The 18091-nt window shown below is 70.0% G+C and carries 20 protein-coding genes; 9 read left to right on the top strand and 11 right to left on the bottom strand.

All coding sequences use genetic code 11. The features are described 5' to 3' along the window. The first annotated feature begins 227 nt into the window (after nucleotides 1–227). From QR77_RS22285 to QR77_RS22295, 3 genes are all read left to right on the top strand, one after another. Nucleotides 228–1064: a helix-turn-helix transcriptional regulator gene (locus tag QR77_RS22285; RefSeq protein ID WP_040023866.1), complete on the top strand. Its 837-nt coding sequence runs from the start codon at nucleotides 228–230 to the stop codon at nucleotides 1062–1064. Then, nucleotides 1061–1270: a DUF397 domain-containing protein gene (locus QR77_RS22290; RefSeq protein WP_040023868.1), complete on the top strand. Its 210-nt coding sequence runs from the start codon at nucleotides 1061–1063 to the stop codon at nucleotides 1268–1270. The genes QR77_RS22285 and QR77_RS22290 overlap by 4 nt, the downstream gene beginning before the upstream one ends. Nucleotides 1271–1456: 186 nt before the next feature. Then, entirely contained in the window at nucleotides 1457–1933 is a 477-nt protein-coding gene (locus QR77_RS22295) for a GNAT family N-acetyltransferase (RefSeq protein ID WP_040023870.1), read from the top strand. A 27-nt stretch (nucleotides 1934–1960) separates the two neighbouring features. Here the strand turns inward: QR77_RS22295 and QR77_RS22300 are convergent, their stop codons facing one another. Then, nucleotides 1961–3139, bottom strand: coding sequence for a methyltransferase domain-containing protein (locus QR77_RS22300; RefSeq protein WP_040023871.1), 1179 nt, complete (start codon nucleotides 3137–3139; stop codon nucleotides 1961–1963). 30 nt (nucleotides 3140–3169) lie between these two features. Continuing rightward, nucleotides 3170–3970, bottom strand: a complete 801-nt coding sequence (locus tag QR77_RS22305) for a hypothetical protein (RefSeq protein ID WP_040023872.1) — start codon at nucleotides 3968–3970, stop codon at nucleotides 3170–3172. A gap of 132 nt (nucleotides 3971–4102) precedes the next feature. Here QR77_RS22305 and QR77_RS22310 point away from each other — a divergent pair, with 132 nt between their 5' ends. Next, nucleotides 4103–4939 (top strand): alpha/beta hydrolase, encoded by an 837-nt coding sequence (locus tag QR77_RS22310; RefSeq protein ID WP_173476337.1) that lies wholly within the window; start codon nucleotides 4103–4105, stop codon nucleotides 4937–4939. Between the two features lie 68 nt (nucleotides 4940–5007). Here the strand turns inward: QR77_RS22310 and QR77_RS22315 are convergent, their stop codons facing one another. The 3 genes from QR77_RS22315 to QR77_RS22325 form a co-directional block, all read right to left on the bottom strand. Then, nucleotides 5008–6438 (bottom strand): MFS transporter, encoded by a 1431-nt coding sequence (locus tag QR77_RS22315; protein WP_040028452.1) that lies wholly within the window; start codon nucleotides 6436–6438, stop codon nucleotides 5008–5010. A 371-nt stretch (nucleotides 6439–6809) separates the two neighbouring features. After that, nucleotides 6810–7820 (bottom strand): zinc-binding dehydrogenase, encoded by a 1011-nt coding sequence (locus QR77_RS22320; protein WP_040023874.1) that lies wholly within the window; start codon nucleotides 7818–7820, stop codon nucleotides 6810–6812. A 131-nt stretch (nucleotides 7821–7951) separates the two neighbouring features. Then, complete coding sequence (locus QR77_RS22325) at nucleotides 7952–9124, bottom strand: FAD-dependent oxidoreductase (protein ID WP_173476338.1); 1173 nt, start codon at nucleotides 9122–9124, stop codon at nucleotides 7952–7954. A gap of 254 nt (nucleotides 9125–9378) precedes the next feature. Here QR77_RS22325 and QR77_RS22330 point away from each other — a divergent pair, with 254 nt between their 5' ends. Further along, nucleotides 9379–10032 (top strand): pentapeptide repeat-containing protein, encoded by a 654-nt coding sequence (locus QR77_RS22330; RefSeq protein WP_040023875.1) that lies wholly within the window; start codon nucleotides 9379–9381, stop codon nucleotides 10030–10032. Nucleotides 10033–10334: 302 nt separating this feature from the next. Here QR77_RS22330 and QR77_RS22335 read toward each other — a convergent pair whose 3' ends face one another. Together QR77_RS22335 and QR77_RS22340 are read right to left on the bottom strand one after the other, a co-directional pair. Beyond that, the gene (locus tag QR77_RS22335) at nucleotides 10335–10832 is read right to left on the bottom strand and encodes a hypothetical protein (RefSeq protein WP_040028457.1); all 498 of its coding nucleotides are present in this window, start codon (nucleotides 10830–10832) and stop codon (nucleotides 10335–10337) included. Nucleotides 10833–10928: 96 nt separating this feature from the next. Next, entirely contained in the window at nucleotides 10929–11687 is a 759-nt protein-coding gene (locus QR77_RS22340; protein ID WP_040023879.1) for a helix-turn-helix transcriptional regulator, read from the bottom strand. 54 nt (nucleotides 11688–11741) lie between these two features. Here QR77_RS22340 and QR77_RS22345 point away from each other — a divergent pair, with 54 nt between their 5' ends. Together QR77_RS22345 and QR77_RS22350 are read left to right on the top strand one after the other, a co-directional pair. After that, nucleotides 11742–12941, top strand: a complete 1200-nt coding sequence (locus tag QR77_RS22345; RefSeq protein WP_347359789.1) for an MFS transporter — start codon at nucleotides 11742–11744, stop codon at nucleotides 12939–12941. Between the two features lie 50 nt (nucleotides 12942–12991). Continuing rightward, on the top strand, nucleotides 12992–14194 hold the full coding sequence (locus QR77_RS22350) for a M20 family metallopeptidase (protein ID WP_040023883.1): 1203 nt from the start codon (nucleotides 12992–12994) through the stop codon (nucleotides 14192–14194). Between the two features lie 85 nt (nucleotides 14195–14279). Here the strand turns inward: QR77_RS22350 and QR77_RS22355 are convergent, their stop codons facing one another. Next, the gene (locus QR77_RS22355; RefSeq protein WP_040023885.1) at nucleotides 14280–14855 is read right to left on the bottom strand and encodes a TerD family protein; all 576 of its coding nucleotides are present in this window, start codon (nucleotides 14853–14855) and stop codon (nucleotides 14280–14282) included. Between the two features lie 177 nt (nucleotides 14856–15032). Continuing rightward, the gene (locus QR77_RS22360) at nucleotides 15033–15554 is read right to left on the bottom strand and encodes a GNAT family N-acetyltransferase (RefSeq protein ID WP_040023887.1); all 522 of its coding nucleotides are present in this window, start codon (nucleotides 15552–15554) and stop codon (nucleotides 15033–15035) included. Nucleotides 15555–15670: 116 nt separating this feature from the next. Here QR77_RS22360 and arfB point away from each other — a divergent pair, with 116 nt between their 5' ends. Together arfB and QR77_RS22370 are read left to right on the top strand one after the other, a co-directional pair. After that, the gene (gene arfB, locus QR77_RS22365) at nucleotides 15671–16102 is read left to right on the top strand and encodes an alternative ribosome rescue aminoacyl-tRNA hydrolase ArfB (RefSeq protein WP_040023889.1); all 432 of its coding nucleotides are present in this window, start codon (nucleotides 15671–15673) and stop codon (nucleotides 16100–16102) included. Nucleotides 16103–16169: 67 nt separating this feature from the next. Continuing rightward, nucleotides 16170–16604 carry a VOC family protein gene (locus QR77_RS22370; protein ID WP_040023890.1) on the top strand — a complete coding sequence of 145 codons (435 nt, stop codon included), beginning with the start codon at nucleotides 16170–16172 and terminating at the stop codon, nucleotides 16602–16604. Between the two features lie 165 nt (nucleotides 16605–16769). On the opposite strand, the gene QR77_RS22375 is transcribed toward QR77_RS22370, so the two are convergent. Both QR77_RS22375 and QR77_RS22380 read right to left on the bottom strand, forming a co-directional pair. Then, the gene (locus tag QR77_RS22375; protein ID WP_040023891.1) at nucleotides 16770–17192 is read right to left on the bottom strand and encodes a VOC family protein; all 423 of its coding nucleotides are present in this window, start codon (nucleotides 17190–17192) and stop codon (nucleotides 16770–16772) included. A 75-nt stretch (nucleotides 17193–17267) separates the two neighbouring features. Continuing rightward, nucleotides 17268–17861 carry a flavin reductase family protein gene (locus QR77_RS22380; protein WP_236710775.1) on the bottom strand — a complete coding sequence of 198 codons (594 nt, stop codon included), beginning with the start codon at nucleotides 17859–17861 and terminating at the stop codon, nucleotides 17268–17270. Nucleotides 17862–18091 lie beyond the last annotated feature (230 nt).

Here is an 18091-nt window from a genome sequence, read left to right on the forward strand (position 1 = left end):
CGGGACCCAATGGGGGGCGAGGGCCCAGTGGCCGCCGGCTTTCAGGAGTGCGGCCAAGTCGTCTGCGTCGGGGCTGGGCTTGGGGTGCGGGGTGTTGGGGCGCGTGGGGTTGGAGGGCACAGTCCGCTCCTCTCAGTAGCGATACCGTTACCGGGAGCATTGAGATTGGCCTAGAGTGACTATCGCTTCAACCTGTGATTCGGGAACGGAAAGTCGGTGACAGGCCGGTGAACATCAAGGAGTTGAACCCGGACAGCAGCCCTCAGGCCGCCTTCGGGGCACGTGTGCGCAAGGCGCGGGAGGCTCGCGGATGGAATCAGGAAGAGCTGGCCCAGAAAACGGAATATTCCAGCACGCATATTTCGGCCGTAGAAACTGGTCGCAAGCTGCCGACCCTTCGCTTTTCACGCAGGGTCGATGTTGCCTTCGGGACCAGCGACACCACTGACACATTCGAACGCCAGTGGCGCGAGGTCCGGCACGGCAGCCTGTTGGAGGGGTTCCCTGAGTACGTCGGCCATGAGGGCCGGGCGGCGGAGATCCGGGTGTACGAGGTGGGCGTCATCCCCGGTCTGCTTCAGACGCCGGAGTACGCAACGGTGCTCGCCGAGAGCGCAGTCAAGCGAGGAGCGATCACGCCCGATCAGGCAAGTGAGCGGGTGGCGGTCACTGCTGAGCGGCAAGCGGCGCTTGTCCGGACGCACGTACCGCTGGTACTGGCGGTGCTGGACGAGAGCTGCCTCCGTCGGACCGTCGGCTCCCCTGCCGTAATGGACGCCCAGTTCGCGCGCTTGATTGAGTTCGCCGAGCGGCCGAACACCGTGCTCCAGATCGCGGAGTTCACCATGGGAGAGCGCCGTCCGTTCGACCTGCCGCTATACATTCTGACGCTTCCGGACCGGCAGCTCATGTCATACGCCGAGTCTGCGCAACGGGGCCACCTGGAACGGGACAACAAGTTCGTGCTGCCCATGCTGACGGCCTACCATCAACTACAGGCCGAAGCGCTGTCCCAAGCAGCATCCGTGGCCATGATCAAGCAGCTACGAAAGGGCACCCCGTGACGACCGAGTCCCCCCGCTGGTTCACCTCCTCGTACAGCAACAACGGCGGCGCATGCGTCGAGGTCGCTGCCAACTTCGCCGCCTCGCGCGGCGTGGTCCCCGTCCGTGACTCCAAGAACCCGAGCGGCCCCGTCCTGGGCCTCTCCACCACCGCGTTCTCCACCTTCGTGGAGAACGTCAAGACAGGCGAGTTCGTCGCCCTCTGACGTGGCGCTCCGTGTACGCGCATCCCTGAGCCCCGCCATCCCTCCCCCTCGGAGCGGCGGGGCTCTTCGCTGCGTTCGCCTCGTTCGTGGCGGGCGTAAGGGCAGGACAGTTCGTCACCGAGTGAGGCGGTGCCCCGCGAGCAGTCCCCTTCCGGAGCGGTGAGGGGGATCAGGGACACTACGGTCATGATTCGTACCGCGACCCCCGCCGACGTTCCTGCCATCCACGCGATGGTGCGCGAACTCGCCGAATACGAGAAGGCGCTCCACGAGGCACGCGCGAGCGAGGAGCAGCTCCACGAGGCGCTGTTCGGCGAGCGTCCCGCCGCCTTCGCGCACATCGCCGAGGCCGAGGACGGGGAGCCGGTCGGCTTCGCGCTCTGGTTCCTCAACTTTTCGACCTGGCGCGGCGTCCACGGCATCTACCTGGAGGACCTGTACGTACGCCCCGACCGCCGGGGCGGCGGCCATGGCACGGCACTGCTCACGGAGCTGGCGCGGATCTGCGTGGAGCGCGGCTACGAGCGGCTGGAGTGGTCGGTACTGGACTGGAACGAGCCGTCCATCGCCTTCTACCGTTCGCTCGGCGCGCTGCCGCAGGACGGCTGGACGGTGTACCGGCTGACGGACGACGCGCTGGGCACACTGGGCAAGGCCGAATAGCCCCGGCGGGCAGTACGGCCCGGCACTTCAGACCGCCCAGGAGCCGGCCGGATCGTCCAGCCAGGCCCGCTGTCCCTCGGCGGTGACGGTCAGGCCGAAGCGGGTGTGGTCGGGCCTGTCGTGGGAGACCCACCAGCGGTACGCCGCCTCCACGTCGTCCCACAGCCGACGGGGCCCCGCCTGCCACACGCGCGCCTCCGGATGATCCTCCCGGAACATCACGCAGGCCCAGGAGCGGTCACCGAGCCCGTAGAACCACACGGGCCGCGCGCCGTCGCGCTTGTCGGCGACGGCCTGGACGCAGTCCCGTACGCGAAGCCCCAGCGCGAAGGGGAGCGCGGTGTACCTGCCCCTGACGAAATCAGCCTCGGTGACGGCCGTGGTGGAGGTGTCGGCGCGCTCGAACCCGTCCGTCGCGACGTAGTCGCCGTGATCCCGCGCGGGAAGGCGCTGGGCGCGGAGCTTCATGAACTCCACGGGCCGGGTGAAGTGCCCGGACGCCTGCCCACCCTCGACCCTCAGCCGGGCCACGGCATCGGCGTTGCTGAAGTGCGTGCCCCAGGGCGCCACGATCAGGCCGCCGGGGCGGGTCTGCGTGATCCAGGCTCCAGGGATCTCCCGGAGCCCGACCGTGGCGAGGACGCGGTCGTACGGTGCGTTGGACGCGTACCCCTCGCGCCCGTCGCCCACGATCACCTCCGGGTCGAGCCCGGCCGCGTACAGCCGTTCGCGGGCCCGTACGGACACGGCGGGGTCCACCTCGACGGTGGTCACACTCCGCCCGCCACAGCGGTGGGTCAGCGCACCGGCGGTTTCGCCGGTGCCGGTGCCCACGTCCAGTACGCGCATGTCGTCGTCCACGGCCAGGTCCTGGAACAACGAGTACACGACGGAGGGCGCGGAGGAGGAACTGGTGGCCACCCGCCCCGGCTCACGCCCGGTGTGCCGGCCGTCGTCCCACTGGGTGACGACGGGATCGTCGCTGTCGGCCGCCGCGTACCAACCGTCCGGGTCCTGCGCCCTGTCCACGGGGGCACTCGCCTGTCGCTCCATGCTGAAGGGCCACATCAGATCCGGAAGGAACAGGGCCCGGTCCACGGCCGCGAAGGCGGGGGCCCAGTCCGGCGTCATGGAGCGCGTCTCCAGAAGGACGCGCCCCAGCTCTTCCCGGCCGGGGCGGTCCAACTGCTCTGTCTCCACGGTCACTTGGGGTCCGTCCCGCTCATCATCCCGGCCTCAGCTCCAGAAGTCGGCCCACTGGCGGGCGGCTTCGACGATTGGTTCGATCCCCGCTACGCCGTACTCCTTCCAGTCCTCCCAGGACCGTGCCTCCGCCTCTGTGAGCACCCGCACTCCCTCACGGGGCGCGTCGGCGAAAGCGGGGACGGTCGAGGTCCACTCTTCTGCCTGCTCCGGGGTCTGCTTTCCGTCCAGGACGAGCCGGAATCCCCACAGGGCCGCGTCGATCCATCCCGGTCCCCGTGCCGCCCACGCCCAGTCGGCGAGCCATGTCCGTTCGCCAACAAGGAAGTTCGTCGCCGCGGGGTCGGTGTGCAGGAGGCACCGGCCGGTCAACAGGGGTTCGGCCTCGGGGTCGCAGTAGGGCCCCCACCTGTCCCAGGCCGTCATCAGCCCGACGTCCGGTGCCGGGCGGGTACTGAGATCCCGCAGTACCGTGGCGACCGGCTCCAGGTGGTTGCCGTCGGGTGTGAAATCCGCCCACGGAGTGGCGGTGACGCCCTCGAAGCCCAGCAGCCGCCAGCCGCCCGCCTCCAGATGCCACAGCAGCTTGGGGGCGTAATCGGGCAAGTAGGGGTTGACCTTCGCTTCCTTCTTCAACTCCTCGGCCCGTTCGTGCTCGACGGGCAGCCCCTTGACGAAGATCTTCGCGCCGTCCGGGAGGAGGAGCAGCGTGGCGATGCCGGAGCTTTCCCCCGTGGTCATCTCGGCCGTCTCGTACGCGGCCCCCACCCGGCTCTCCACCGCGGCGCGGGCCGGACCGGGGAGTTGACCCCAGTCGATGTGTGTGACGCGCATGGTCAGCGAGGTCCCGGAGGCTTTGGAGGGAAGGGTGGATTCTTGTCCGGGGCGGGCCCGCTCGGGGAACGCCCCGGTGGCGGCTGGGAGAGGGGCCGGGCAGGAGGTCTCCGTGCTTCCATCGGCATCGTCATGGGGGCGATGCTAGGGCGGCGGCGAACTGCGCCGCTACGGCGCTTCGATGCGCAAGTAACGCCCGTGTTGTCGGAGTCAGGAGATTCGCGCATGTCGATTTCACCGCTGTTTGTTCACTCCTGGGGGTCGGGCCCCGAAGTCGTGCTGGTGCATGGCGTCGTGCTCGGTGGACGTGAGTGCTGGCGCGCCCAACGGCCGCTGACCGAGCGCTGGACCCTTGTCGCCCCCGACCGGCCGGGGCACGGGAAGTCGGGCCCCGCCAGGCAGGACTTCGAAACGGAGTCGGTGCTCGTCGCCGACCAACTGCTCGACCGGCCGGTGCACCTGGTCGGTCACTCCTACGGAGCCATCGTGGCGATGCACGCGGCGGCACGCAGGCCCGAGAACGTGCGGTCACTGGTGGTGGTCGAGCCGCCGGCGACGGCGGTGGCCAAGGGTGACCCTGAAATCGACGAACTGGGTGCGCGACTCCGGGCACTCACACTGTCGGACGAGCCCGCCGAAACCGTGCTGCCGCGGCTCTTCAAGCTCATCGGCGTTTCTCAGGAGCTGCCCTCTCCGCTGCCTCCGACCCTGGTGAAAGGGGCTCGACAGCTCATGGGCGGTCGGCCGGCGGACGAGGCTGAACCACCTCTGGAGCGCCTGCGGGAGTCGAGCTTTCCCATCCTGGTGGTCACCGGTGCGCACAGTCGGCCGTTCGAGGTTATCGGGGACGTCATCGCTGACCGAACCGGAGCCGAACGGGTTACGTGTCCCGGTGCTGGTCATCAGGTACCGGAAACGGGTGCGCCGTTCAACACGCTGCTGGCGGACTTCTTTCAGAAGGCCTCGTAAGCCCGTCGCCCCGTCGCCCCGTCGCCCCGTCGCCCCGTCGCCCCGTCGCCCCGGGGCCCGTCGCCTTGTCAGCCCGCCGCTGCCGCCGCCGCGGCCTCTTGGCTGTTGGGCGAGCGGGCGTTGACCATGAGCAGGGCGATGACCGCGCCCGCCAGCAGGATGACGGCGGCCCAGGAGATCGCCAGGGTGAAGCCGTGCACGGTCCCGACGTTCTCAAGGGCGGTCCGCTGCGCCCTGGTGATACGGCCCCCGCTCTTGCGGAGCAGGTCCCCCAGGTGGCTCGCGATGTAGGTGCTCGTGCTCGTGGCGGCGATGGTGTTGAGCAGCGCCGTACCGATGGATCCACCGACCTGCTGCGCCGTGTTGACGGTCGCCGACGTGACGCCCGCGTCCTGCGGGGAGACGCCGGTGGTGGCCGTGGAGATCGCCGGCATGAAGGTGAGGCCGAGACCGAGGCCGAGGAGCAGGTTGCCGGGGAAGATGTGCGCCCAGTAGCTGGAGTGCACGTCCAGGAAGGTCAGCGAGTACATCCCGCCCGCGCCCAGCAGCAGCCCCGGGACGAGCAGCGTCCGGGGCGTGACGTGCGGCAGCAGCCTGGCGGAGATCTGGGTGGAACCGATGATGATCCCCCCGGTGATCGGCAGGAACGCCACGCCGGTCATCAGCGGCGAGTAGCCGAGGATGTTCTGAAGGAAGAACGTCATGAACAGAAACGCGCCGAACAGCGCGATCGTCGTCAGCCCCATGATGAGGACGCAGCCGCCCCTGCTGCGGTCGCTGATGATGTGCAGCGGCAGCAGCGGCTGGCGGGAACGTGTCTGCCACCAGGTGAACGCCGCGAGGAGCGCGATGGCCCCGGCCAGGCAGGCGAGGACCAGCGGGGAGGTCCAGGAGTCGGCCTCGGCCTGGCTGAATCCGTAGACGAGCGCGACGAGGCCGCCGCAGCCGAGCACCACACCCGGGATGTCGAGGTGCGCGCCCTTGGTTCCGGCGCGGTCGCTGAGGAGCGTGAGGGCGCCGGCGACGGCGATCGCGGCGATCGGGACGTTGACGTACAGGCACCAGCGCCAGCTCAGGTACTCGGTGAGTACGCCGCCGAGCAGCAGCCCGATCCCCGAGCCGCCGCCCGCGATGGCGCTGAAGATGCCGAAGGCTTTCGCGCGTTCGGGCCCGCTGGTGAAGGTCGTGGTGAGCAGGGACAGCGCGGACGGCGCGAGAAGCGCGGCGAAGACGCCCTGGAGGGCACGCGCCAAGAACAGCATCTCGGGCCCGATGGACGCGCCGCCGATCGCGGAGGCCGCGGCGAAGCCGATGAGTCCGACGATGAAGGTGCGTTTACGGCCAACGAGGTCGGCGATACGGCCGCCGAGCAGCAGGAGCCCGCCGAAGGCGAGCGTGTACGCGGTGATCACCCACTGGCGGTTGCCGTTGGTGAGGCCCAGGTCGCGCTGGGCCGAGGGCAGCGCGATGTTCACGATGGTGGCGTCGAGCACGACCATGAGCTGGGCGGTGGCGATGACGGCGAGGGCCCACCAGCGGTGCGGGTCGGGGAGGGTGACGGGCGTGCCTTTGTCGGGGCCGCCGGGTCCGGGCGTTCCCGGAGTGCCGGGTGTGCCGGGTCCGGGTGTGCTGGGTGTGCTGGGTGTGCCGGGCGGGTCCGGAGTGCCGGGTGTGCCGGGTGTGTTGGACGTGCCGGGCTCGGGTCCGGGCTGTGCCGCGCCCGATCCGGGCATCTCCGGGTCGCTCATCGAGATGTCCCTCGCCGTCGATCTCGGGGCTCGTACGTGGGTCGCACCTTTCGGGTATCTGCCCCAGAAGACCATGAAACCTATGATTTCGCCTTCCCTGTTCGGCCTTCGCGCGCCGCCGGTCAGGGTTCGAGAACGACCTTGCCCATCGTCGCCCGCGTCTCCAGCGCCCGGTGCGCCCCCGCCGCGTCGGCGAGCGGGAAGCGCCGCACCGCGGGGCGCAGGCGGCCGGCCGCGGCCTCGCCCAGGGCGCGTGCTTCCAGTACGCGCAGGTCGCCGCCCGCCTTCTCGATCATCGCGGGGCCGAGGACGGACATCGAGGTGATGGCGCGCCGCGCCAGTTCGGCGTCGCTGAAGGTCAGCGGTTCGCCGTCGTGGAGCCCCTGGCTCGACCAGCCGAAGACCAGGTGCTTTCCGCCCGCGCCGAGGAGGTCGACGGCGGCCAGCGCGGTCGCCCCGCCCACCGAGTCGAAGAGGACGGTGGCGCCGCGTCCGTCCGCCTTGTCGCGCAGGTAGCGGCGGACCCGCACCGCCCAGTCGGGCCGGGTGTAGTCGAGGGCGAGATCGGCGCCGTTCTCGGCGGTACGGGCGACCTTCGCCGCGCCGCCCGCCAGGCCGATGACGGTGGCGCCCGCGTTCTTCGCGTACTGCACGAGGAGGGTGCCGATGCCGCCGGCCGCCGCCGGTACGAGGGCGATGTCGTGCGGCCCGAGGTCCGCGAACTGGAGGATGCCCATCGTCGTACGGCCCGTGCCGATCATGGCGACCGCCGCGGCCTCGTCGAGCCCGGCCGGGATCGCGTGGAGGCGGGCGGCGTCGGTGACGGCGAGTTCGGCGTAACCGCCGGGGACCATGCCGAGGTGGGCGACGACACGCCTGCCGGCCCAGCCGCCGTCGGTTCCCGGGCCCAGCGACTCGACGGTGCCCGCGACCTCGCGGCCGGGGATCGTGGGTAGCTCGACCCGGTCGGGGTACGGGCCCGCCCTGCCCTCGCGCAGGACCGTGTCGAGGAGGTGCACGCCGGCGGCGGCGACGGCGATACGGACCTGGCCCGGGCCGGGGACGGGGGCCTCGGTCTCCTCGTACGTGAGGTTCTCGGCGGGGCCGAACGAGTGGAGGCGGACGGCGTGCATGCGGGCTCCGTGAGTTGTTGGGTGGCCCGGGCGGGCCGGGGCGGGCCACCAGCCTCGTATCTCAAGCGTGCTTGAGGTCAAGCGTCGGCGGGGGTGCGCGTACGGATCAGGCGGTGGCGCGCGCGTACGGGTCAGGCCGCGCGGCTGCGCCGTACCGCCAGGGTCGCCGCTTCGATCCCGCTGTTGAAGGACACCTCCGAGAGCACGCCGGGCGCCGCGACCTGATCCCCCGCGAGATACAGCCCGTGGTCGCGCCCCCGGTCGATGGCGGGCCGGTCGCGCCAGGTGGTGCCGGGCGGGTCGACGGCACCCGTACGGCCGACCGCGAGGGATTCGCGTCGCCAGACGGTGCGCTCGCGCCAGCCCGGGAAGCCCAGGTCGAGCAGCCGTTCGGCGTGGGCGATGCCGTCGGCCTTGGAAGCGCCGGGGGCGATCGGGAACTGACCCTGGAGAAGCTGCTCGTCCACGGGGGCGAGGGAGGGGTCCGGCGCGGTGAACCGTTCGAGCCAGCCCGGCGCGTCCAGGTCGGAGATGACGAACGGCTCGCGCCCGCCCGTACCCGTCCGCAGGGCCAGGTCGAGCAGCGCCGTACGGCCGCTGTCCCAGCGCAGGCCCTCGTCCTTGATGAGGCTCCGCGCGGCGTCCAAGGAGGTCGCGACGACGACGGGTGTGTCCTCAGGCACGGCGGTGATCCGGGCGCCCGTCTCGATCCGTACGCCCAGGGTCCGCGCGTGCGCGGCCATCCGCTCGATGAGCTTTCCCCAGCCGCCGAGCGAGTACGTGGCCTCCGGCGGCAGGGCCGAGGAGCGCCGCAGCCGCTCCTGTACGAAGGCGGCGGACAGCGACCCCGGGTCGTGGTGGTAGAGCGCGACGGCGGCGAAGTGCGCGGCGGCGCGTGCGGTGGCGGCGCCCGCGAGATCCGTGGCCCAGGTGCGGAAGTCGGCGTCCACCGGGGCCTGTTCGGTCCTGCGGCGGGCGAGCAGGAGCAGTCCGACGGGCGGGGTCCTGCGTAGGGCGCCGCCCTGGTGGAAGCGGAAGCGGGCGGCTTCGAGCGGCGGCAGCTTCGCCAGCGGCCCGAGCAGTCCGCGCTGCCGCAGCCATGCCCAGTGGGGGCCTTTGCGGTAGAGGACGTGCGGTCCTTCGTTGGCCCGGTAGGGGCCTTCGGTCGTACGGGCCCGGCCGCCGAGGGCGTGGTGGGCCTCGTGGAGGGTCACCCGGGCGCCGGCCTCGGCGGCGGTGATCGCCGCGGTGAGCCCGGCGAAGCCGCCTCCGACGACGGTGATGTGCTGTGCGGTGCTGCTCACGTCGCGACTCCGTTCTCGTACATGGGCGCGTCTCTTGGCCCACTTTCACTCAAGGGACAGCGAAGGAGTGGTGATCCGTGACATCGGGGCGTGTTGTCAGCGCGGTGAGCGACGATGGGGGCATGGCACGAAGGACGACGAAGAACGGCGCGGGCGAGATGTCGGGGAGTGACGGTTCGAGGAACGGGTCGGGGAAGGGGTCGGGGAAGGGGACTCTGGGGAAGGGGAGTTCGGCCAGGACGGGAGCGGTCAAGGTGCCGGCGGCACGGCGGCCCGAGGTGCGGCTGCCGCCGCTGAGTCCGTACGAGGGTGGGCTCGACCCCGACGGCGACTACGACGGCCTGGAGTTCAGGGACCTCGACCTGGCAGGACAGGAGGGCCCTGGCGCGCGGTTCATCGACTGCGCGCTGCACGACTGCGCGCTGGACGAGACCGACCTCGGTGCCGCGCGCTTCATCGACTGCCGGCTCAGCGGCGTCCGGGGGGTCGGGACTGACCTGGGCGGGGCGTCGCTGCGCGATGTGGAGATCCTGGACGCGCGGCTGGGCGGAACGCAGTTGCAGGGGGCGGTGCTGGAGCGGGTACTGATCCGCGGCGGGAAGATCGATTATCTGAATCTGCGTCAGGCGAAGCTGAAGGACGTCGTGTTCGAGGGTGTCGTCCTGTCCGAACCGGACTTCGGCGGCGCGTCGCTGGAGCGGGTCGAGTTCCTGGACTGTGTGCTCGGACGGGTCGACTTCAGCGCCGTGCGGATGAAGGACGTCGATCTGCGGACGGTCGCCGAGCTGGACATCGCGAGGGGTGTGGAGCGGCTGGCGGGAGCGGTGATCAGCTCGGCCCAACTGCTGGCGCTCGCACCGTCGTTCGCGGCACAGATAGGGGTACGCGTCGAGGACACGCTGGGATAGCGGGGCGCGCGGGGGCCGCTCGGGGGGCCGCTGGGCGGGCCGCGCGGGCCGGGATTTTCGAAGGCCCCGACCATGGGGGGATGGGTCGGGGCCTTCGCGGTGCTCCACGGACACGACCTTGAGTGGGGGGAGGAACCGGTTGCCCGGTTCCAGGTGTGTCCTGGCAAGATCTCGTGTGCCCGACTGGCCGGGATGTACTCCTGCTGATTCCCAAATCGATGAGGGGAGTATGTGATGGCACTGTGACGAGCCTGAAACGGCTCGCATCGTCGCAGGTCAGAGACGTACGGCGAGATGTGCCCTCAGATCCTCGGGAAGCGGGACTGGAGATCCCACACGATCGGGTTGTCATTGAGCCCCTCGTGCATATCGCCGAGATCCGCGATCAGATCGTGCAGGAAGTCCCGCGCCTCGCGCCGTAGCAGCCGGTGGCTGAAGGTCAGCGGAGGCTCGTCGCCCGGCATCCAGTCGGCCTCGACATCCACCCAGCCGAAGCGCCGCGTGAAGAGCATCCGGTCGGCGGATTCGGTGAAGTCCAGCTCGGCGTACTGGGACTTGGAAGCGCGGCTGCCACGCGGATCGCGGTCGACCTGCTCGACGATGTCGCAGAGCGCCCACGCGAAGTCCAGCACCGGCACCCATCCCCAGGCTGTGGACACCTCACGGTCCTCCTTGGTGTCCGCCAGATAGACGTCCCCGCAGAAGAGGTCGTGCCGCAGCGCCTGGATGTCCGCGCGGCGGTAGTCGGTCTGCGGGGGGTCGGGGAAGCGACGGGAGAGTGAGTAGCCGATGTCAAGCACGGGCCTGATGGTGTCACGGCGCCCGAACGCCCGGTCCGGCACCATCGCCACGAACCCCTCGCAGCCCACGGCCCCCCTCCGGGCGTTCCCTGGTGGTTAGGGTTCGTCCTGAGTTACGGCTGCCTGATACGCGCCGGGAGTCTGGCCCATGGTGCGTGCGAACGTGTCGATGAACGCGCTGGGTGTGGCCCATCCGCAGTGGTGGGCCGTTTCGGTTACGGTCGCGTCTTCGGCAAGGTGGATCATCGCCTTGAACACGCGGGCGTTGGTGCGCCACTGCGGGTACGTCATGCCGAATTCCGTACGGAAGAGCCTGGCGAGAGTCCGGGGACTGGCCCCCACCGCATGGGCCAGCCAGGTCAGCGCTCTGGGCTGACGCAGGTCGCCGGTCACCAGATCACAGGCCTCAGCCAGACGCGGGTCACCCGCGACCGGCAGCGCGAGAGGTCGTACGCCCGCCTGCGGCAGTCGGTCGAGGATCACTGCTCGGATCCGCTGAGCCTCGGCCGCATCGAGGTCGGCCTCGGTGCAGGCGACGATGAGCTCGCGCAGCAGCCCGCCGGCCGCGACGACGGTCGGAGAGCCGGAGGGCAGGGGAGCCGCGCTGACAGGGAAACCGACCGTGTGGACCGAACTCCTGCCGTAGACCCGGTGTTCGTGCCACGTTCCGGCGGGAATCCACAGCGCGCGATCGGGGGAGGCGACCCAGTACCCCTGCTCCGTCTGGACCGCCAGGACTCCCGCACTGACATGGATCAACTGGTGCTCGTCATGGCGGTGACGGTCGATGACCTCGCCGCCCGCGTGCAGTTCGGTCTGCGTGGGCGCTTGGGACTGGTGGCTGATCTGCGACATTGATAGGCAGAATATCGGAAGCGTGCAGCCTCGTGGGGACGTCATCGTGAGGCCATGAGATCCGCGAGAAAGGTTTCCGCCACCCTCCCGCACGTCGGTGCCGTCCGGGAGGACATGCCATGGCCGCGCATGAGGATGTGGGCGAGTGCCCATGCTGTCGACGACTTCTACCAGGGCCTGATCCCTGCCGCGGTGCCCTACTTCGTCCTGGAGCGCCACCTCAGCTATATCGACGCATCAGGCCTGGTCATGGCGGCGACGCTGGGCAGCGCGCTGCCTCAGTTCGTCTTCGGCGCGCTTGCCGATCGTCGCCGGGTGGCATGGATGGCACCGCTCGGCGTGAGTCTCGCCGGCATCGGCGCCGGCCTGGCGGGACTGGCCTCGTCCTACGGGCTGGTGTTCACGCTGCTGCTGGTCTCGGGTCTCGGTGTGGCGATGTTCCATCCACCGGCCGGACGCGACGCCCGGGTGGCCGCCGGGGGCAGCGCCACAGCCATGAGCTACTTCGCTGCCGGCGGCAGCGTAGGCACCTTCATCGCGCCGGCACTGGCCACTCCACTTCTCGATGAACTCGGCGTTGGGGCAACAGCGTTGTTCATTCCGCCCGCGGTGCTCCTGGGCGTGATCCTTCACCGCGGTCAACAACGCACGGCCTTCACTCGGCCCGCGGCCTCTCCCCAACGGCGTGGCGTCGACCGGTGGAGGCCCTTCATGGTGCTGACCTGCGTCGAAGTCATGCGCTCCGTTGTCTCTCTTGGCGTCAGCACGTTCGTTTCGCTGTACTGGATCAGGCATCTCGGATCCTCCAGCGCACTGGGAGGCACAGCACTCGCCGCCGCCCTCGCCGGCGGCGTACTCGGCACACTCGTGGGAGGCCGCATCGGCGACCGTGTCGGATCCGTGCGTACCGTCCAGTTGGGCAACGTGGCGCTGCTGCCCGCTCTGCTCGCCCTGCTCCTGTGCGAGAACCCGTACGGCGCCCTGCCCCTGGTCTTTCTCGTGGGCGCCGCCGCCAGCCTGCCGTTCGCGGTCCTGGTGAAACTGGGACAGGACTATCTGCCGAACCGGCCGGGCACCGCTGCCGGAGTCACCTTCGGGCTGGCCGTCAGCGCCGGAGGTCTCTTCATGCCGGTCCTCGGCACCATCGCCGGCGACCACGGGCCCCGCGGAGTCTTCATGGTGCTCGCCCTGATTCCACTCATCGCGTTCGCGGTCTCCACCGGACTGAGGGAACCGGGCGACCCGGGGAACTGAACCCCGCACCCCTGCCCGGACAGGCCACACCTGGCACAAGGAGTAAGCGAATGACCGACTCTGCTGTCGCAGTACCCGCCGGCGAAGAACTCCTGGCCGAAGCGGACGCGCTGATGCACGACGTGGTGAGCCTGCGCCGACAACTGCACGCCTGCCCGGAAGTGGGTCTTCATCTGCCCAGAACCCAGCACGCGGTGCTCAGCGCCCTCGACGGGCTGGATCTGAACGTCTTCACCGGACAGTCCATCAGCTCCGTCATCGCCGTCCTCGACGGTGACCGGACCGGGCCGACCACGCTGCTGCGTGCCGACATGGATGCCCTCCCGATAACCGAGGAGACGGGACTCGACTACGCGTCCCGCACAGAAGGGGTGATGCATGCCTGCGGACACGATGCGCACACGGCCATGCTGGTGGGTGCCGCCCGCCTGCTGGCTCGCCGCCGCCGCGAACTCGCCGGGCGCGTGATCTTCATGTTCCAGCCCGGCGAGGAAGGTGCCGGCGGCGCGCGGGCCATGCTCGACGAAGGCCTTGTGGACCGCTACGGCAGCATCGACCGAGCATTTGCCCTGCACGTCACGCAGTTGGTCCCCTCCGGGGTCGTGACCGCCAAGACCGGAACCATGCTGGCCTCCAGCGACGCCTTCGACGTCGTCATCACCGGCAGTGGCGGCCACGCCTCCATGCCTCACGACGCCGTCGACCCGATCACGGTCGCCTGCGAACTCGTCACCGCCCTCCAGTCCATGGTGACGCGCCGCATACCGGCCTTCGACCCCGCGGTGGTCACCGTCGGCAGCATCCAGGCCGGCACCACGTCCAACGTGATCCCGCGGACCGCCCATCTGCGGATCACCATCCGCGCGGTCACCGAAAGATCCCGGGAGCTGGCCATCGACGGGCTGCACCGTGTGGCCGCACACGTCGCCGCCGCCCATCTGTGTGACGCGCGGGTCCGAGCCCAGTCGGTGGGATACCCGGCCACCGTCAACGATGACGCGGCAGCCGACCACGTCCTGAACGCGGCCACCCGCCTCGTCGGACCCGCGAGGGTGACGCGCATGGCCACCCCGATCATGGGAGCCGAGGACTGGGCCTGCGTACTCCAGGAAGTACCGGGCGCGATGGCATTTCTCGGAGCCGCACCCCCGGGAATCCCCCACCCCGCCCCCAACCACTCCGCCCACATGCTGCTCGACGAGGCCGCCATGGCCACCGGCGTGGCCCTCCACGCGGCCGTTGCCCTCAGTTGAAGGGCGGAGTAGGCGAGTAAACGGGCCTGGGCGTACGGGAGCCCCCGGCCGCGTGGCCGGGGGCTCCCGTACAGGTTGGCGTCCGTCAGAGGTTGACGCCGAAGTCCGTCGCGATGCCGACGAGACCCGAGGCGTAGCCCTGGCCCACGGCGCGGAACTTCCACTCCGCGCCGTTGCGGTACAGCTCGCCGAAGACCATGGCGGTCTCGGTGGCGGCGTCCTCGCTCAGGTCGTAGCGCGCGATCTCGGCGCCGCCGGCCTGGTTGACGATGCGGATGTACGCGTTGCGCACCTGGCCGAAGTTCTGGCTGCGGGTCTCGGCGTCGTAGATCGAGACCGGGAAGACGATCTTGTCCACGTCGGCGGGCAGGCCCGCCAGGTTGACGTTGATGGCCTCGTCGTCGCCGGCGCCTTCACCCGTGCGGTTGTCACCCGTGTGGACGATGGTCTGGTCCGGCGTCGACTTGTTGTTGAAGAAGACGAAGTGACCGTCGGAGTAGACCTTGCCGGTCTGGTTCACCGCGATGGCCGACGCGTCGAGGTCGAAGTCGGTACCGGTGGTGCTGCGGACGTCCCAGCCGAGGCCGACCGTGACGGCGGTGAGGCCCGGCGCTTCCTTGGTGAGCGAGATGTTGCCGCCCTTGGACAGGCTTACAGCCATGGGATGTCCCTTTCGGTTTCGTTGTCGTGTGCGGGCTTCGGGTCGTCCCGAAGTTACCGTCACCCGACATAACGCGGGCAGGGGACCGAGAGGTTCCAGCGGCCTTTGCTTTCTTTGCCAAGAAGGGTCCCGACGCGGCAGTTGGCGCAGTCGCGGCCGCAGTCGCGGCCGAGCCCCTCACTCACGCACCGCGCGGCGGTAGCGGACTTCGTACACGGGCACGCCGTCGTAGTCGTCGGCCTCAGTGGCGCCGTCGGCGGCGTAGCCGGCCACCTCGTAGAAGCGACGGGCCCGGGGGTTGTCCTTGATCACCCACAGCAGCACGGCGCTGAGGCCACCGGCGGCGGCGTGGGTGTGCACGGCGTCGAGCAGCGCCCGGCCGATGCCTGTCCCGATGAGGGCGGGGCTGACGTAGAGGGCGTAGAGCTCACCCGTGGCCGGGCTCGCCTCCGTACCCCGGGAGGGGCCGAGGCAAGCCCATCCCACGACGTCCGAACGGTCGTCGACGGCCACCAGGTCGATCACGCCCCCGGGCGATCGTGTGTACCGCCGCCGGTGCTGCTCGGCGTCCGTCTCGACCGTCATGGCGTCCAGGTACGACCGCGGTACGACACCGGCGTACGCGGCCCGCCACCCGGCCACCCGGATCGCCGATACGGCCGCGATGTCGGCTTCCGTCATCACCCGCACAGAGATCATCCCGACACGGTAAGGGGGACCGTTCGCGCGGCCGCCCCCGGATTCGGACGGCGGCCGAGGGAAACCCGCGGGAAATACGGGTGACGGGAACGGCGTCGGCACGCGACCATGGAGCTATGTCCGGGTCCCCGTATGTCATCCGAGGCTCGGTCTCCCTGCCGGAGGCCGAGCTGATGTGGCGTTTCTCGCGTTCGTCGGGGCCCGGTGGCCAGCACGTCAACACCAGTGACTCGCAGGCGGAACTCCGCTTCGACCTCGCGAGGACCGAGGCGCTGCCCCCGGTGTGGAAGGAACGCGCGCTGGAGCGGCTGGAGGGCCGGCTCGTCGGCGGTGTGATCACCGTACGCGCGTCGGAGCACCGCTCACAGTGGCGCAACCGCGAGACCGCCGCCGTACGGCTGGCCGCCCTGCTGGCCGAGGCCACCGCGCCGCCGCCGCGTCCGCGCCGCAAGTCGAAGATTCCGCGCGGCATCAATGAGCGCAGGCTGCGGGAGAAGAAGCAGCGCGGCGACACGAAGCGTGGGCGCTCGGGGCGGGGCTGGGGCTAAAAGTTACGGGCGGACCCTCCCGGAAAATGGGAGGCAGGGTCCTTCTGGCACGCGGTACGGTGCGCCGGTGTCGGCGATCAAGAAGTTCCAAGTCACCTTTGACTGCGCAGAACCCGAGCGCGTCGCTCGCTTCTGGTGTGAAGTGCTGGGGTATGTCATACCGCCGCCGCCGGAGGGGTTCACCACCTGGGACGATTTCAACCAGACCCTGCCTCCTGAGAAGCAGGGATCATGGTTCGCCTGTAGTGATCCCTCCGGCGTGGGCCCGCGCCTGTACTTCCAGCGTGTCCCCGAAGGCAGGACCGTCAAGAATCGGGTGCATCTCGACGTCCGGGTCGGCACCGGGCTTGTGGGGGACGAGCGACTCGCCACGCTCGAAGCCGAGTGCGCACGACTGGTCGCGCTCGGTGCGACCCACGTACAGACGCTGTACGCCGACGGGGAGAACGAATCGTGCATCCCGATGCTGGACATCGAGGGCAACGAGTTCTGCGTCGACTGAGGATTCTCCGAGCCTCTGGGCGTCGCACAGGAGGTCGGCGCGGATCCGGTGACGTGCCCTCGGTGAGCGCGGACTCTCGTGCCGTGGCCAGCAGTTCGTGGGTGTAGGGGTGCTGCGGAGAGGTGAGTGGACCGAAGCTGGAACCTCGCGATCCCGGGCCCCGGTTCAGGTGTTGGACCAGTCCCGCGTCGACAGGACCAGCAGATACCCGTCCGGGTCCCGCAGCGTCACACCCCAGGTGTCCCAGTACGGGTTGTGCGCGGGCACCCGCGTGCCGCCGTGCTGTTCCAGGCGTTCCACCAGCGGGTCGGGTACGGCCTCGCCCAGGTAGACCACCAACAGGTCCTCGGGGGTCGGCCGGGGCTCCGTGGGTGCGGCGGGATCGTGGACCAGTTCCAGATGCCAGGCGGCGTTCCGCCAGCCCGCCATGAGCAGCGAATGGTCGCCGGACGCTCTCGGCGACGACCCGTCCGCCGTGTGCCGGTACAGGACGTCCAGGCCGAGGCCCGAGACCCAGAAACGTTCCGCCGCCGCGAGGTCGCGTGACGGTCGGGCGATACGTATGTGCGCGGCGGCGTCAGCCGGCATCGCGTCCCCTCCCGCGCCCGTCGCCGCGGCCGTCGCCCTCGCCGCGCCCCCGACTCCCGTGACTCCGGGCGCCCATCAGCCCTGCCCCAACTGCCGGTAGCGGCCCCGGAAATGCGTCAGCGGCCGGCCCTCGCCGCCCGCCACCCCGGCGGTCAGCACCCTGCCGATCACCAGCGTGTGGTCGCCCGCCTCGACGCGCTGCTCCGTACGGCATTCGAGTACCGCGAGCGCGCCCTCGACCAGCGGCGCACCGCTCACCTCGCCGCGCCGGTAGGCGACGTCGGCGAAGAGCAGCCGGTCGCTGATCCGGCCCTTCATCGAGAACCGGCCCGCGATCTGCCGGTGGTCGTCCGACTCCGAGAGCAGCGAGACCGCCCACAGCGGCTGTTCGAGGAGGAGATCGTCCATGCGTGAGCCGTTGCGGACACTCACCAGTACCAGGGGAGGATCGAGGGAGACGGACATGAAGGCCGTCGCCGTCATGCCGGCGTCCTCGCCGCGCGGTCCTTCGGCGCTCAGTGGTGCTTCGCGCGCTGTCACCAGCACCACACCCGAGGCCAGCCGGGACAGGGCGGCGCGGAACTCGTCGTTGCTCACCCCCACAGAATGGGGGACGGTCGCGGCGCGGGATGAACCGGGTGGCTGGGGAGAGGCACTTGTCTGAGGCACAACTCCGACGCTAGCCCCGGCCACCCCGGGCCCGCATCGGCCGGTGGACCGGCGCTGGTCCTAGGACCAGCGTCCCGTACGCCTGTACGGTCGCTTGTATGTTTGCTTTCAGGAAGGGTTGGGAGCGCTCCCGTGAGGCCAGGGAGGTTGTACGTCATCTAATGTGACTTGAGTCACAGAGGGCACTATTTGTTGACCCTGTGTACCGGGTGGGCAGCTCGCTGTGATTC

Source organism: Streptomyces sp. 150FB, assembly GCF_000818195.1.
Classification (GTDB): Bacteria; Actinomycetota; Actinomycetes; order Streptomycetales; family Streptomycetaceae; genus Streptomyces.

Excerpts from the sequence above, each read along its gene's own strand:
- QR77_RS22375 (WP_040023891.1), bottom strand. The coding sequence starts at position 17,192 with ATGCCGGCTGACGCCGCCGCGCACATACGTATCGCCCGACCGTCACGC.
- QR77_RS22360 (WP_040023887.1), bottom strand. The coding sequence starts at position 15,554 with ATGATCTCTGTGCGGGTGATGACGGAAGCCGACATCGCGGCCGTATCG.
- QR77_RS22295 (WP_040023870.1), top strand. The coding sequence starts at position 1,457 with ATGATTCGTACCGCGACCCCCGCCGACGTTCCTGCCATCCACGCGATG.
- QR77_RS22305 (WP_040023872.1), bottom strand. The coding sequence starts at position 3,970 with ATGCGCGTCACACACATCGACTGGGGTCAACTCCCCGGTCCGGCCCGC.
- QR77_RS22320 (WP_040023874.1), bottom strand. The coding sequence starts at position 7,820 with ATGCACGCCGTCCGCCTCCACTCGTTCGGCCCCGCCGAGAACCTCACG.
- arfB (WP_040023889.1), top strand. The coding sequence starts at position 15,671 with ATGTCCGGGTCCCCGTATGTCATCCGAGGCTCGGTCTCCCTGCCGGAG.
- QR77_RS22340 (WP_040023879.1), bottom strand. The coding sequence starts at position 11,687 with ATGTCGCAGATCAGCCACCAGTCCCAAGCGCCCACGCAGACCGAACTG.
- QR77_RS22345 (WP_347359789.1), top strand. The coding sequence starts at position 11,742 with ATGAGATCCGCGAGAAAGGTTTCCGCCACCCTCCCGCACGTCGGTGCC.
- QR77_RS22315 (WP_040028452.1), bottom strand. The coding sequence starts at position 6,438 with ATGGTCGTGCTCGACGCCACCATCGTGAACATCGCGCTGCCCTCGGCC.
- QR77_RS22310 (WP_173476337.1), top strand. The coding sequence starts at position 4,103 with ATGGGGGCGATGCTAGGGCGGCGGCGAACTGCGCCGCTACGGCGCTTC.
- QR77_RS22350 (WP_040023883.1), top strand. The coding sequence starts at position 12,992 with ATGACCGACTCTGCTGTCGCAGTACCCGCCGGCGAAGAACTCCTGGCC.
- QR77_RS22355 (WP_040023885.1), bottom strand. The coding sequence starts at position 14,855 with ATGGCTGTAAGCCTGTCCAAGGGCGGCAACATCTCGCTCACCAAGGAA.